11 protein-coding genes are annotated in these 15,156 nt (G+C 69.0%); 3 read left to right on the plus strand and 8 right to left on the minus strand.

All coding sequences use genetic code 11. The annotated features are described in order from the left end of the window. Nucleotides 1–32: 32 nt before the first annotated feature. From RS84_RS03920 to RS84_RS03935, 4 genes are read right to left on the minus strand one after another with little or no spacing between them, the layout of a single operon-like run. Complete coding sequence (locus RS84_RS03920; protein WP_045256466.1) at nt 33–1,847, minus strand: BNR-4 repeat-containing protein; 1,815 nt, start codon at nt 1,845–1,847, stop codon at nt 33–35. A 10-nt stretch (nt 1,848–1,857) separates the two neighbouring features. After that, nucleotides 1,858–3,180, minus strand: a complete 1,323-nt coding sequence (locus RS84_RS03925) for an extracellular solute-binding protein (protein ID WP_045256467.1) — start codon at nt 3,178–3,180, stop codon at nt 1,858–1,860. Nucleotides 3,181–3,222: 42 nt separating this feature from the next. Beyond that, nucleotides 3,223–4,131: a carbohydrate ABC transporter permease gene (locus RS84_RS03930; RefSeq protein ID WP_045256468.1), complete on the minus strand. Its 909-nt coding sequence runs from the start codon at nt 4,129–4,131 to the stop codon at nt 3,223–3,225. Continuing rightward, nucleotides 4,128–5,048, minus strand: a complete 921-nt coding sequence (locus RS84_RS03935; RefSeq protein WP_045256469.1) for a carbohydrate ABC transporter permease — start codon at nt 5,046–5,048, stop codon at nt 4,128–4,130. Before RS84_RS03935 ends, RS84_RS03930 begins: the two co-directional genes overlap by 4 nt. Nucleotides 5,049–5,312: 264 nt before the next feature. Between RS84_RS03935 and RS84_RS03940 the strand changes: the two genes are divergently transcribed. From RS84_RS03940 to RS84_RS03950, 3 genes are read left to right on the plus strand one after another with little or no spacing between them, the layout of a single operon-like run. Continuing rightward, nucleotides 5,313–9,386 carry an Ig-like domain-containing protein gene (locus RS84_RS03940; protein WP_045256470.1) on the plus strand — a complete coding sequence of 1,358 codons (4,074 nt, stop codon included), beginning with the start codon at nt 5,313–5,315 and terminating at the stop codon, nt 9,384–9,386. Next, nucleotides 9,377–9,982, plus strand: a complete 606-nt coding sequence (locus RS84_RS03945; RefSeq protein WP_045256471.1) for an SGNH/GDSL hydrolase family protein — start codon at nt 9,377–9,379, stop codon at nt 9,980–9,982. Before RS84_RS03940 ends, RS84_RS03945 begins: the two co-directional genes overlap by 10 nt. Before the next feature lie 19 nt (nt 9,983–10,001). Continuing rightward, nucleotides 10,002–10,655 carry a GntR family transcriptional regulator gene (locus RS84_RS03950; RefSeq protein ID WP_052676220.1) on the plus strand — a complete coding sequence of 218 codons (654 nt, stop codon included), beginning with the start codon at nt 10,002–10,004 and terminating at the stop codon, nt 10,653–10,655. A 109-nt stretch (nt 10,656–10,764) separates the two neighbouring features. Here the strand turns inward: RS84_RS03950 and RS84_RS03955 are convergent, their stop codons facing one another. From RS84_RS03955 to RS84_RS03970, 4 genes are read right to left on the minus strand one after another with little or no spacing between them, the layout of a single operon-like run. Then, nucleotides 10,765–11,583: an amidohydrolase family protein gene (locus tag RS84_RS03955; protein WP_045256472.1), complete on the minus strand. Its 819-nt coding sequence runs from the start codon at nt 11,581–11,583 to the stop codon at nt 10,765–10,767. Further along, the gene (locus RS84_RS03960) at nt 11,568–12,497 is read right to left on the minus strand and encodes an aldo/keto reductase (protein WP_045256473.1); all 930 of its coding nucleotides are present in this window, start codon (nt 12,495–12,497) and stop codon (nt 11,568–11,570) included. The genes RS84_RS03955 and RS84_RS03960 overlap by 16 nt, the downstream gene beginning before the upstream one ends. Then, nucleotides 12,467–13,249 carry a dimethylmenaquinone methyltransferase gene (locus RS84_RS03965; protein ID WP_045256474.1) on the minus strand — a complete coding sequence of 261 codons (783 nt, stop codon included), beginning with the start codon at nt 13,247–13,249 and terminating at the stop codon, nt 12,467–12,469. Before RS84_RS03965 ends, RS84_RS03960 begins: the two co-directional genes overlap by 31 nt. After that, complete coding sequence (locus RS84_RS03970) at nt 13,246–15,156, minus strand: hypothetical protein (protein WP_045256475.1); 1,911 nt, start codon at nt 15,154–15,156, stop codon at nt 13,246–13,248. Before RS84_RS03970 ends, RS84_RS03965 begins: the two co-directional genes overlap by 4 nt.

Consider the following 15,156-nt stretch of genomic DNA (forward strand, 5'->3'; position numbering starts at 1 on the left):
TTTCGGGAAGTGCGGGTGCGGGTGCGGCGCGCTCAGGGCGCGGCGATCGCTTCGATCTCGTAGACGCGGGCGACGTCGGTGTCGGATGCCGAGGGGTCGGTGATCAGGAGGCGCACGGCGTCGGCCGCGAGTCCCTGCGCGTCGACGACCACGGTGTTCAGGGCGTTGTCGTCGAACGAGCCGATCGCGACCCAGCCGGCCGATGTGCGCACCTGCACGGTGAAGTCCCGCAGCACGGACGCTGCGGCCGGTCCCACCGAATAGCCGCTGCGCACTCGTACGACGTCGAGCGGCGCCGTGCTCGCCCATTCGACCGTGATCGAGGGGTGGGTGTCGGATGCTGCGGAGATCCAGCGGCTCGCGTCGGAGCATCCGCCGTCGATCGCCTTCTCCGCACCAGTGTCGGCGCGCAGCTGCGAGGAGGCGGTCGCCGTGCCCGTCCGCGCCAGGTCGACTCCGCCCGAGTCGCCTCGAAGTGCCGAGACGATGTCAGCGAGAGAGCCGCCCTCGCGCTTCTGACCTGAGCGCGGGACTTCGGCGTAACGCAGCGTTCCGCCGCCAGGCGTCGCCGGCGCGCTCAGGTACAGCACGTCGGTGCCGGCATCCGTCGTCGCGGCGCGCAGCCGCTGCTGTCCTGTCAGCGCGTCGCCCACGGGTTCGGCCGACCATCCGGTGCGGCCGTCCGCCGACTCGAGCATGACGGCCTGGCTCTTCACGACGCCGCAGTCCTGCAGGGCGACCACGGCGTACACGCGCGTCTTCGAGCCGAACGAGGTGGTGTCGAGGGCCGCGATGGTCGACACGCCGGTGCCGAGTGCTGTGGCGTCGATCAGGCTCTGGCTGCTCCACGACGTGCCGTCCCACGTCGCCCACATCACGTCGAAGTCGTTCTCGGTGTCGGCGGCGTAGCGATAGGCGATGCCGACCAGCTCGCCGTCGACGAGAGACATCTTCGCGGTCTGCACGGCAGGCACCGCGTCGCCGATTCCCTCGCCGGGGGCGTACGGCCGCCAGATCACGGCACCGGCCGTGTCGGGGCGGATCGGCGTCGGCAGAGCGGCTCCGGAGATGTCGCTGAACGCGTGCGCCGCCGGATCGTAGACCGCGTAGGAGCCGAGGTGCCGATACGGATCGGCCGGCCACGGACCCCATTCCCACAGCACGTGCACGAGACCCGTCGCATCGACCTCGAGGTCGTCGGGATAGAACGAGTGCCCCGTGGCCGCGCCGATCACCGTCTCGCGCGACCAGGCGGCGGTCGCCGGGTCGTAGTGATACAGCACGCCGTCGCGGCGGCCCTGAGGGTCGGCGCCCACGCGCACCATCAGCCAGACGTCGCCGTTCGCACCCGGAGCGGTGACCGGATAGGAGATCGCCGCACCGGCATCCGGCATCTCGCTCGAGACGTCGACGAGCGAGGTGACATCGCCCGCCGTGGTCGAGCGGAAGTAGTGCCAGGGCTCGTGATGCATCGAGACGAACGCGTGGATCATGCCGTTGCCGTCGACCGCGATCGACGGCTGGTTGTGGCCGTTGTCGTCGAGGAAGTCGGCGCATGCTCCCGCGGCCGTGCGCAGGCACCCCGAGGTCCACGTGCCGTCGGCTGCCCGAGCGCCCAGATGCACCTGATGACGATCGGATGCCGAGCCCGGCACGTTGTAGGCGAAATAGGTGACGCCGTCGACCACGGCCAGCGGATTCCACCAGCCCGACTGGTTGGAGCTGTCGACCGTGACCGGAACCGTCTCGACGGTGGCCGGATGCACTCCGGCATGAGCCGGTGCGGCGGTGGCGAGCACGGCGACGACTGCTGCGGCGGTCGCGACCGCCTTCGTGAGCAGGGACATGACGGCAGCCTCAGCCGATCAGCTTCTGCGCGGCTTCGCCGGCCTGAGTCATGGCGTCCTTCGCGCTCTGCTGGCCGACGAGAACCGCCTGCACGCGCTCGGCGATCGCGGTCTCGATCTGGGCGTACTCGGGGAACTGCCAGAACGGGTTGCTCGTGGCGGTCGCGGTGATCTTCTCGGCGAAGCGCGATCCGAAGGCATCCGACGCGACTGCCTTCGACGACTGCGCCTCCTCGGTTGCCGGCGGCAGACCGCGCAGCTCGTAGTCGGCCAGCACCGCGTCGAGGTCGCTGGTCGCCCACTGGGCGAAGTCCGCGGCCGTGCGGGTGCCCTCGTCTCCGCCGACGACCACGATCGCGCCGCCCCAGACGAGGGCGCGCGGGGTGTCGCCCTTCTTCAGCACCGGGCGCGATTCGGCGACGAGCTTCGAGGCGAGATCGGGATCGGGGGAGTCCTTGGTGACGGCGCCGCGACCCACCGGCGCGTCGTCGTACATCGCGGTGCGACCCTGCGCGAAAAGCGAGCGCGCGTCGAAGCGATCGACGTCGGGGGCGATCAGGCCCTGGTCGTACAGCGACTTGTACCAGGTGACGGCCTCGATGCTCGCGTCGTCGCCGATCGTGACCTCGCCGCCCTTGACCAGGTCGCTGCCGAAGGTCTGCATCCAGATCAGGACGTCTTTGAGCTGCGCGGCCTTCGTGGATGCGGCGTAGGGGATGAGTCCGCCGCCGAGGCCCTTGAGCTTCTTGAGGGTCTTCTCGAAGCCGTCGATCGTCGTGGGGAACTCGGAGACGCCCGCCTTGTCCATGATCTCGGAGTTGGTGACCAGCCCGATCGCGCCGATCGTCCAGGGGAAGGCGTACTGCGTGCCGTCGTACTGCGCGGCCTTCAGCGCGGATGCCGTGTATCCGCGGTCCTTCGTGAGACCCGACACATCCTCGAGCTTGCCGAGGGCTGCGAGCGAGGCGAGCCAGGCGACGTCGACGTGCGCGGCGCCGGTGAACTGCCCGCCCCGCACCTGCAGCATCAGCTGCTTGAAGTACTCGTTGTACGGGAACGAGACCTCGGTGATGTCGACCTTGCTCTTCTTCTTGTAGCCGTCGAGCAGCGCGCGGATGGCGGGGGCCGCAGCCTCCTCGGTGAGCGACCAGCTCGAGAATGAGAAGTCGGTCGCGGTGAACTTGCCCGGCGCGAGACCGGAGCCGGCGCTCGCCGAGGGCGAGCCCGCGCCCGTGCCGCCGCTGGGCATGCATCCGGCCAGGAGCAGGCCGGCGGCGCCGAGACCGGCGAACTGGAGGAGGTGACGACGGGAGAGGGAGGTGCTCTCGGACATGGGTGTTCTCTCTTCTTCGAGGGACTGCGGGATTCGGGTGTATCAGCCCTTCACAGCGCCGGCGGTGAGACCGCCGACGAGGAAGCGCTGGAGGGCGATGAAGGCGATGGCGACGGGCAGGGAGACGACGAGCGATGCCGCCATCAGCTCCGGCCACGCCGTGGATGCTTCGCCGATGAAGGTGTTGACAAGCCCGGGCGGCAGGGTCTGCTTGTCGGGGCCGGCGAGAGTCAGGGCGAAGATGAAGTCGTTCCAGCCGCGCACGAAGGCGAACAGCCCTGCGGCGACCAGACCGGGGGCGGCCAGCGGCATCACGATCGAGTGGATGATGCGCATCCGGCTGGCGCCGTCGACGCGGGCGGCTTCGATGAGCTCGTCCGGGATCGTGTCGAAGAATCCCTTGAGCATCCATACGCACAGCGGCAGCGTGAAGGTGGTGAAGGACAGCACCAGTGCCGTGTAGGTGTTCAGCAGTCCGTAGGCCGCGAACACCGCGTACAGCGTGATCAGCAGCAGCGCCTGCGGGAACATCTGCGAGGCGAGTACGAAGTACATCAGGCTGCGTCGGCCGCGGTAGCGGAACTTCGAGAACGCGTAGCCCATGTAGGCCGAGACGATCACCGACAGCACCGCCGTGATGACCGAGACGAGGATGCTGTTGCGAAGGTATCCGAACAGGGCGGGGTTGTTCGCGAGCTCGGCGTAGGCCTCGAAGGTCGGATTCGCGGGGAACAGCTTGGGCGGGTACGAGAACACCTCGGATCCTGGCGTGAGCGACGTGGCGAGCAGCCAGTAGACCGGCAGCAGGGCGAAGCCGCCGAACACCACGACGGCGATCCAGGCGCTCACGGTCGCGGCACGTCGATCGGCCCGCTTGCGGCCGCGACGGCGCTGCGGAGCGGGCGGGACGGATGCCGGGGCCACGCTCTCGGGGGTCAGGACAGCGGTCATCGCTTCTCTCCCTTCTCGGACATGCGCACGTACACGACGACGAGTCCCATCAGCAGGATCATCCAGAGCAGCCCGAGGGCACCGGCGTGACCGAGGTCGAAGCCGTCGAACGCCGTCTCGTACACGGCCGTCGCGAAGGTCTGGGTGGAGCCGGCGGGTCCTCCGCCGGTGAGCACGTAGATGATGTCGAAGTGCTGGAAGTTCCAGATGAATTCGAGCAGCAGCACGAGGCCGATGATTCCGCGCATCTGCGGGACCGTGATCGAGAAGAAGCGGCGGATGGTGCCGGCGCCGTCGATCTCGGCTGCCTCGTGCAGCTCGATCGGCACGGTCTGCAGGCCCGCCAGCAGCATGACCATCATCCAGGGGAACGACTGCCAGGTCTTCGCGACGATCACGGCGACCATCGCGGTCGTGGGGTTCGCGAGCCAGGCCTGCGGCTCGTCGATCAGGCCGATGCCCTGGAGCACGGCGTTGAGCACGCCGTAGTTGGCGTTGAAGATCCACATCCACAGGAACGAGACCACGACGCCCGGGATCAGCCAGGGGATCAGCATGAGGCCGCGCATCACCTTGGCGCCGCGGATGCGGCTGTTCAGGGCGAGCGCGAGGCCGAAGCCCACGACGAACGGGGCGACGGTCGTGCCGATCGTGAACACCAGGGTCTGCTGCAGCAGCGGGAAGAAGTCGCCCGTGAGGATGTCGACGATGTTCTGGAAGCCGACGAACTCGCGGCCGGGCTCGACCAGGCTCTGCTTGAAGAATGCCGTGATCAGCGCGGTGATCAGCGGGTAGACCACGACAGCCGCGAGCAGCGCGAGGCCAGGGGCCGTGAGCAGGAGGGCGAACATGCCGTCGCTGAGGCGTCGCGGCTTCCGATCTGTTCCTAACTGTGAGGAAATGATCTGTTCTGTCATCTAGGTCATCCTTGGCCTTGGGGTGATGAGGTGCACAACACACGGTGCGGGCGGGTGTTCTCAGTATTTCCGGAGAATCCGGTCGGGGTCAACCGTGAACGCAAATCGGTCAGACTTGAGAGGTTCTGTTCGAAAGTGGGAACAACAGAATATGCGTAGATCGATGCTTGATACTCGATTATCGATTAGGTACGCTCTGAGGGGCCGCTCGGGCGGCTTGTGCGCGAACCCCCACGCGCATCAACGAAGAGTCTCGGAGACGCAATGAAGCGTGTGCTGGCAACCATCGCCCTCGCGGCGGTGTTCGGATCTGCTCTGGCCGCCGCCCCCTCGGCCGCCGTCGCCGCGGAGGACGCGGCCCTCTACGTCGCGCCGGGAGGTGACGACACCGCATCCGGAGCCATCGATGCGCCGCTTGCGACGCTGGAAGGCGCACGCGATCGCATCAGGCAGCTCAAGCAGGCGACCGGGCTTCCCGCAGACGGGCTCACGGTCTACCTGCGCGAAGGCGAGTACCAGCGGACGGCATCGTTCGAGATCGGCGAGTCCGACTCCGGCACCGCCGACTCCCCGATCACGTATCGGTCCTATCCCGGCGAGACCGCCACCCTCACGGGAGGGCGCGACCTGCCTCGCGACGGCTTCGCTCCCGTGGCCGAGGAGGCGGTCAAGAACCGCATCGTCGAGGCATCCGCTCGTGACCGGGTTCTCGAGATCGACCTCGCCGCCCTGGGGCTGAGCGACTACGGTCAGCTCAGCCGGCACGGCTACTGGAAGGCGAACGACGTCAGCACGACGCCTCCGATGGAGCTTTACATCGACGGTCAGGGAATGACCCTCGCACGCTGGCCCAACGCCGACGCTGCGACGCCCACCGTGCAGATGGGAGACATCGTCGACCCCGGGCCCACTCGCAAGGATGCGGATCTGCAGGACCGCGGCGGCACATTCACGTACGGATACGACCGGCCGAAGTACTGGACGAACGCCGACGACGTCTGGCTCGACGGCATCTTCGGCTACAGCTGGGAATGGTCGTACAACAAGATCCAGTCCATCGACACCGAGGCGAAGACCATCACGCTGCGCTACGGCGAGATGTCGGGCATCATGAAGAGCTGGTTCCCCGACTTCCACTTCGCGCAGAACCTGCTCGAAGAGCTCGACGCCCCGGGTGAGTACTACATCGACCGGGCGACCGGGAAGCTGTACCTGATCCCGAACGCCGCGTTCACCACCGGCCGCGGAGACATCACGGTCACGACCCTCGACGAGCCGATGCTGCGGGCCGACGGCGCCTCGTACGTGAACTTCGACGACCTCGTGCTCGAGTACGGGCGTGCGACGGCCGCCGTGATCCTCGGCGGCTCCCACGTCACGATCTCGCACAGCGCCATCCAGAACTTCAGCGACGGCGGCGTGCTCATCAACTCCCCGGGGCGCTACACCTACGACGGCATCCCGGTGAACCGCGGCGGCCGCGACCACGCGGTGACCGACAGCCGGCTGCGCCACATCGGCGGCGTCGGAGTCGTGCTGCAGGGCGGCGACAAGACCACCCTCGAGCCGGGGCGCAACCGCGTCGAGAACTCCGAGATCGCCGACTTCGCCTACTACCACAAGGCCTACAACCCGGGTGTGATGTTCGACGGCGTCGGCAACATCGCCCGCGGCAACGAGATCCACGACGCCCCGCACCCGGGCATCATCGTGCACGGCAACGACCACCTCTTCGAGCAGAACGAGGTGTACGACGTGTGCAAGATGTTCCACGACCTCGGCGCGATCTACATGAACTCGGGCAAGACGCCGCAGCAGCGCGGGCACGTCTTCCGCGAGAACTACTTCCACGACATCGGCGTGGGCATGAGCGGCGTCGAGGGCATCTACGCCGACAACTTCACGTGGGATCTGCAGATCGAGAAGAACATCTTCGTGAACATGGGCAACAGCGCGATCAAGAGCGGCTCGGCCGACTACATCGAGGCGCGCAACAACATCTTCGTCGACGCCTACGCGCCGTACGACAACTACGAGCAGTGGATGGGCAACCAGGAGGGCAACGTGGTCGACCGCGACTACATGCCTGCATGGCGTCAGGTGTTCGCCGACAACAACGACTTCGTCGGCACGCCGTACCTCGAGAAGTACCCCGAGCTCGCGCACTTCTTCGAGGATGACCACTACTTCCCGAATCACAGCACCTTCGCGAAGAACGTGGTCTGGAACCCGAACCGCACGCCGATCGCGGGGATCAACGACCAGGGCGCGAAGGACGGCAAGAACCTGCTGAACTACGAGACCAACTGGGTCGCGGGCGCCGACCCCGGCTTCGTCGACGCGGCGCACGGCGACTACACGCTCAAGGCGGACGCCGCTGTCTTCGCGCAGATCCCCGGATTCGAGGCGATCGACTTCGCCGCGATCGGCACGGACGGCGTGATCGGGCAGACCCAGCAGCCGCAGACGGTGCCTCTCGAGGCCATCGCCTTCGAGAGCAGCCGGCTCACGCTCGACGCGGGAGACGAGGTGCGCGTGCGCGCCGTGCCGCTGCCGTGGAATGCCGACGACGCAGCGGTCTCATACGCCTCTGCGGATGCGGCGGTCGCGACCGTCTCGGACAAGGGCGTGGTGCTCGGGGCAGGGCCCGGCACGACCACGGTGACGGCGACGGCGAAGTCGGACCCGTCCAAGACCGCGACGATCGAGGTGGTCGTCGAGGAGGGCGACGGCGTCCTGCACTTCACCGACTTCGAGTCGGGGGCGAACGGCTGGCCGACCGACCCGAACCGCAGCATTCAGGTGGCGGCGGACGGCGACAGGGTCTACCGCATCGTGAAGGGCGCGAACTCGCTGCTGCCGCGCGATTTCACCGAGTTCATCCTCGACGTCGACGTCACGACACCGGCCGGCGCCGCCGCGACGGGTTCAGGGCTCATCATCTACGACCGCAACGGCAAGGGCGGGGGATACATCCGCTATCGCAACGCCGCCGCGGGTCCGACCTGGACGATCTTCGACGACAACTGGAAGCCCGTGGCCGAGCAGGTGCTGCCGGCCGACCAGGGCCTCGCGCCCGGTGCGACCTCGCACGTGCGGGTCGCCGTGCAGGACGGGCGGATCCGGATCGTCGTGAACGGGCAGGTCGTCCTCGAGGGGGCGGACCCAGGACCTGGGAAGGCCGGACGCGTGGGCTTCTACGTCGAGGGCTACGCCTCGCTCGACTTCGACGACATCGGATTCTCGCTCTCGGGTGTGCCGGTCACGGGCGTCGTGCTCGACGCCGATCAGGTCGCTCTGAACGTGGGCGAGCGGCGGACCGTGACGGCATCCGTCGCCCCTGAGGACGCGAGCGATGCTCGTGTCACCTGGACCAGTGCCGACCCCGCCGTCGCGACCGTGGTCGACGGTCGCATCGCCGGCGTGGCCGCGGGCACCGCGACCGTCACGGCCACCTCGGTCGCCGACCCCTCGCTCAGCGCCAGCCTGACGGTGACGGTGGCGGATGCCGCCTACCCGACGGTGCGTCTGGACGCGCAGCTGAAGGACGCCGCGAACTGGACCACCTCCGATGTGATCGCGGTCGACGACACCGGCGTGCACATCAGCGGTCAGGGCGTGCACGGATACGAGGCCGAGCGCTTCGGCGACGCCCTGCTGCAGGTCGACGCCGACTTCGCGGCCTTCGACGGAGGCTGGTACGGCTTCCAGGTGCGATCGGATCAGACGGGGCTGCCCGCGTGGCAGAACTCCAACACGGGCTACCTCGTGGTGATCAAGGAGGACACGATCGAGTTCCAGAGCTGGAGCCCGGGACAGACCCTGCTCGACGTCATCCCGAACACCGTGATCGCGCCGAACTCGACGCACCGCGTCGAATTCGGAGCCATCGCCGAGTCCGGCGGCACCCGCGTGGTGCTGCGGGTCGACGACCGCACGGTGTGGAACGTGCTCGATGCGAGGCAGAACCTGCGCATCGGCGCCGACGGCTTCTTCAACATCTACCACTACGGCAAGACCAACACCTTCACGGTGCGCCCGACTCCGCCGCCCGCTACGGTGACCGGCATCTGCTGGGCGCCCGAGTCCGACCCGAAGACCCGCTACGTGCGCGGCGAGGAGCTCGATGTCACCGGCATGATCCTCGGCGTGCTCTGGAGCGACGGCTCGACGACGACTCAGCAGGTGACAGCCGATATGGTGAGCGGGTTCGACAGCGCCAAGGTGCATCCGCGCCAGACGCTGACGGTGACCCACGAAGGCGCCACGGTCACGCTCGACATCTCGGTGCGCCCCAAGCTCAAAGACGACGTGGAGGACGTGCCGCGATGCGAGTGACGTTCATCGGAGACTCGATCACGGATGCCGGTCGTGACCGCAGCGACCCTGATTCGCTCGGCGACGGGTACGTGTCGCTGCTGGCGCCCGACCTGATCGCGGCCGGCGCCACCGTGCGCAACCTCGGGATCGCCGGCGATCGCGCAGCGGATCTCGCGTCGAGGTGGGAGTCGGAGCTCCTGCCGACCGCGCCCGAGCTGCTCACGGTGTACGTGGGCGTGAACGACATGTGGCGGCGCTTCGACAGCGACGACCCGACGACCGCGGAGGACTTCGAGGCGACGCTGAGGCCGCTTCTGGAGCGGGTCGTCGCCGCTCACGCCCCGCGACTGATCCTGATGGAGCCGTACTTCCTGCCGGTGACACCCGCGCAGGCCGGGTGGCTGGACGACCTCGATGGCAAGCGTGCGGTCGTGCGTCGGCTCGCGCGCGACTTCGACGCCGCTCTCGTTCCGCTGCACGAGGTGTTCACCGGCGCGGCATCCGCTCGTCCGCTCTCGGAGCTCGCCCCCGATGGCGTGCATCCGACGCCGTACGGTTCGCGTCTGATCGCGGATGCATGGCTCGCCGCAGCATCCATTAGCGATAGTCGATAATGGAAGTAGAATGACACTCATGACGGATGCTCTGGCCACGGCCGGTCTGCAGCGAGGACTGCTGTCTGACCAGATCTACGAGATGATCAAGGCGATGATCAAGGACTCCACGCTCGCCCCGGGCGAGCAGCTGGTGGAGTCGCAGCTGGCCCGGCAGCTGCAGGTGAGCCAGGCGCCTGTGCGCGATGCCCTCAAGCGTCTCGCGCACGAAGGTCTCGTCTCGCACGTGCGCCATCAGGGCAACTTCGTCGCGAGCTACTCGGCTGAGGAGGCGGAGCATGCCAAGGTCGCCCGCGTCGAGCTCGAGGCGCTCGCAGGGCGGCTGGCATCGGGGGCTCTCACGGCGTCACGGCGCGATGAGCTCGCGTCGATGATCGACCAGATGCACACGGCCGCCGAGGCGCAGGATCTGGCACGCTTTCGCGAGCTGGACTTCGCGTTCCACCGCGCCGTGATCGACGCCAGCGGCAACGCCTACCTGCCCAAGATGTGGGACCTGCTCGAGCCCGGTCTCCGGTCGATGCACGTGCTGGGAGACCCGAAGTTCACGGGGGACTGGCATGAGGTCGCCGACTGGCACCGCGGACTTCTCGAGGTTCTCGAGCGGGGAGATGCGGATGCCGCGTCGGCCCTGTTCCGCAGTCACGCGGCGGGAACTCTGCTCGACTCCTGACGCTGCGGGCGCATCGCGCGGCGGCCGGTGAAGTGCTGGTTTGCGCGTGAGGTCCTGGTCTGCGGGTGGCGTCTGTGCTGGCGGTGGGTCTCACGCGCGGAGGGGGAGGTCACGGCTGATGCTGAGCCGGAGGCAGGCGGTAGAGGCGCGAGGCAGTGCCGGACCAGAACGCCGGGGTGTCGAGGCCGTGGGGGAGGGCGGTGCGCGTCGAGTCGAGCACTCCGGCGTAGGTGCACGAGCGCACCGACATCGGCCAGTCGCTGCCGAACAGCAGCCGGTCGGCGCCGAACGCATCGAACGCGTGACGCACGAGAGCATGCGCCTCATCAGGATCGCGCGACGGCAGCGCGAGTCCCGAGACCTTGGCGTGCAGTCGTGGTGCCGTCGCGGCGTCCGTCAGCGCATCGCGCCAGGCGGCATCCGGATTCCCCGCGCCCAGCCCGAGATGGCACACCACGATCGCGGTCGACGGATGCCGGCGCGACAGCGCACCGGCGGCCACAAGCTGCTCGGGGCGGATCAGCAGCTCGAGCACCTGCCCACGAGCGCCCAGCACATCGGCGAGGTCGTCGAGCCGTGCGACATCGGAGAGGTCGGCGGCGAACTGGGGAACGGCGGCGCGGATGCCGGCGGCATCCGTCTCGCCCGCACCCGGGAAACGGGTCGGGTCGTACTGCAGCACCGCCCGACGCACGAGCGGATCCGTGCGCGCCATGTCGAGCAGCCACTCGGCCTCGACAGCGGAATCCGCCGCCTGCACGGCGATCGCCGCCTCGGCGCCCGCCTCGTCCATCGCGAGGCCGAGATCCGCGGCCGATGCGCGTCGTGGCAGGCCGAGGTCATCGCGGAACCACGGGATCGGCAGGGCGTCGACATCCCAGAGATGCACATGGGCGTCGACGATGCGGACGCTCAGAGTCTCGCCCACAGCTCGGGTGGCATCTCGGAGTCGAGGCCGTCGACGAAGGCGTCGAGCTCGGCAGGCGTGCGCGCCCCGACGACGACGGCATCCGCCCCTGCCCGAAGCGGGAACTGCACCGCGGCGTCCGCGAGGCGCACGCCGAACGACGCGCAGATGTCGCGCAGCCGCAGAGCGGCCTCGACCACATCGGCCGGCGCCGGCTTGTACTCGTAGAACGGGCTGGCGACGGGATCCACGAGGATGCCGGAGTTGAACACGCCTGCGGCGATCACGCCGATGCCGCGACGCGCGGCGACAGGCAGCAGGCGATCGAGCGCCGTCCGGTCCAGCAGGGTGAGCCGCCCGGCCTCCATGAGCACGTCGAGCGGCGCCTCGGCGGCGATGCGCTCGAGCGGATCGAGCTTGCCGAGACCCACGCTGATCGCCCGGACGACGCCCTGTTCGCGCAGCTCCGCGAGCGCCGGGAACGACGCGGAAAGGGCCGTCTCGACGTCGAGCGGATCGTGCAGGTGCAGCACGTCGACGCGGTCGACGCCGAGCCTGGCCAGGCTCCCCTCGAGGCTTCGGAGCACGCCGTCGCGGCTGAGGTCGACGACCGAGTCGTGCCCGCTCGCGGCTCCGCGCACCGGCGCCCCGGAATCGTCGATCAAGATGCGCCCGACCTTGGTCGCGATCAGGTAGTCGTCTCGCGGCACTCCTCGCAGGGCGAGGCCGAGCTTGCGCTCGCTCTCGCCGGAGCCGTACAGCGGGGCCGTGTCGAAGAACCGCACGTCGCGGGCGAGCGCGGCTTCGACGGTGGCGACGGCATCCGCATCCGGCACACGCGAGAAGAGATTGCCGATCGGCGCGCAGCCGAGACCGGCGTCGTCTCGGAAGACGACGCCGGGGTTCAGCGGACGGAGCTCTGAGCGGAACGCCATGCCTCGTACTCCTCGCGGCTGTCGGGGGTCAGCGGGTAGTAGTCGCTCAGCCGCGCGCCGCCGTCGAGGCGGAGCCGGCTGAACACCTCCCACTCCTCATGATCTCGCGCCGAGTCGACCACCCGCGGCGCCATCGCCTGCGGAACCACCACGGGCCCGTCGTCGTCGGCCACCACGAGGTCACCGGGCATGCACAGAGCGCCACCCACGGCCACCGGCACGTCGTAGGCCCAGGGGACCAGCTCGGACTGCGAGGCGTAGTGGGGGGTGGTGCCGGTCGACCACACGGGGATGCCGAGCTCGCGGATGCGGGCCGCATCCCTGATCCGCCCGTCGACCACGATGCCCGCGCCGCCCTTGCGAGCGAAGTAGCGCGCGAGGATGTCGCCGATGCACCCGGAGAAGCGGCTGCCGTAGGCCTGGATCACGAGCACGTCTCCCGGCTGCACGGCTTCGAGCACGTGCCACAGTGCGGTGTGCCGCTCGGCGTACTCCTGCCCCGCGCCCGAAGCCATGTCCTCACGCTGAGGCATGAACTGCAGCGTGAGGGCGGATCCGACGACGCGCTGCCCCGTCGACAGAGGCTCAGGGCCGTCGATGTAGCTGCGACGGATGCCGAGCTCATGCAGCTTGGCGCATGCCGTGGCGGAGGAGATCGTCTCGAACGAGTCCACGACCTCGGCCGCAGGACGCTGATAGGCGGCTCCCCGCACGGGCAGAGCGAAGTCGGGTCGGATCAGGGTGTCGCTCATGCGGCTCCTCCAGTGGTGAGGTGGCGCGGCGTTCCTGACGCGCGCGCGATGGTCAGGTCGAGGTCGGCGCGGTGCGCCGGCGGGAGCGTCACGACGAGGTCGTCGTCGCAGTCCCAGGTGCGGGTCAGCTCGGGCGAGACCGGTGCCGCGTAGGTGCCGGATGCTCCGGGATAGGTGCCGGGCTTCTCGAAGGTCGCGGTGACGCGCGTGATGCGGTCGAGCCCGAACCGTCCGCCGCGCAGCCGCACCGTGCGCGCGTGCACGGTCGACGTGTTCACGAGGTGCACTCCGGCTCCGTCCTCGTCGAGGCGGTGCACGAGGGCCGCCACGTCGGGCGGCAGGCCCGGCCGCGCGCGGTCGACGTCTTCGTAGCGCAGCGCCGTGAAGCCGATCCCGCCGTTGTAGAGCACCTGCGGCGCCCCGCCCACGAGCTGCGTCAGCACCTCGGTCACGACCGGGTTCACGCGCTGCCAGAAGTGCAGGTGCGCGGCATCCGGATCCTGCTCGTCGCCGAGCATCATCGCGGTGCGCCGCGCCACCTGGCCGAGCGCCATCTCGAGAGCGCGCTCGGGGTACTCGGGCAGGCGGCCGTCGAGGAAGGCGATCCATCCGGCCTCGTGCCCCGCCTCCTCCTTGTCGCGGAACGGCGCGACGAGGTCGGCCGAGTCGGGGATGCCGGCGATGGCACGGTCGAGGCGCTCGCGATCGGCATCCGACCGCGACCACCACCACAGCCACGTCGGCAGGTCGAGCTGCAGCGGGCCGTGGTCGAACCATCCGTCGGTGCCGAAGCGGTACGGCACGAGCAGGCCCGGATCGGATGCCGCAGCCCCCAGCCGTGCCATCCAGCCCCCGCGCAGGCTGTAGGCCGAGTCGGCGACCGCGCCGGTTCGGCCCTCGGCGAGCACGGTGTCGAGCATGGTGCGCACGAGGTCGAGGGCGTCATCGCGCCCCGTGACCATCGCGTGGTTGAGGGCGCCGATCAGGGCGCTCATCCCGACCGAGTGCAGCCCGTGCGGCCACGCCCACCCGTAGTGGCCGCCCCACCAGCGGCCCTCCTGCAGCGATCCAGGCACACCGTCGGGGCCGACGCTGTCGGGCAGCATCCCGCCTGCGGCCCTGACGATCCATCCCTCGACATACCGCTGCACCCAGGCGCCAGAGTGCTCGTCGTCGCCGTACAGCCAGCTGTTGGCGACCAGGGAGGTCGCCGCGAGGTTCACGGCGACGTCGCCTGCGGCCCTGCGCTGCATCTCCTCGGCCATGAACCGCGCCTTCGCGGGGTCGGCGAGGTCGTCCCAGGTCCGGATTCCGTCGAGCCCCTGGATCGGGAGCCCGTAGGGGCGCATCTCTGCTCGGTCGGCCGAGTACGGCGTGACGACGTCGTCGAGGCCGGGTCGGGCGCCGAGGGCGCCGTTGTGCGGAGAACGGATGATGTTGAGCTCGGCGTCGTAGTTGCCACGCGCGGGATCGGTGAACAGGGCGGCGAAGCGGGAGGCGCGATCGGCGAAGGCGGCATCGGCCGGGTCGGCCGCGCAGATGCCGGCGAGGAACAGCAGCGACTCGCCCTGGTGGAACCAGTCGTAGCCGTTGTCGTACTCGTCGGTCAGCATGCCGGCCTCGGTGAGCTGCGCGGTGACGCCCTCCCAGTGGCGCTTTGCGTCGGCGAGCACCTCGTCCGGACCGCCGAGCAGGTAGAACGCGGGCCAGTTGAAGAACGGCTCGTACAGATCGTCGACGCCGTCGCGGTCGACGAACTCGGCGACGCCGCGCAGGCGCCCGTCGGGGAGCGTGTACCGGTCGCGGAAGACGCGCCGAGCCTCGTCGATCTCGGCGAACAGACGCCGCTGCAGCACGGCCCACGCGGGCATCGCCCGCAGAGAAGAGGTGAAGGTCTCGTCGGTCAT

The organism is Microbacterium hydrocarbonoxydans, from assembly GCF_000956475.1.
Lineage (GTDB): Bacteria > Actinomycetota > Actinomycetes > Actinomycetales > Microbacteriaceae > Microbacterium > Microbacterium hydrocarbonoxydans_A.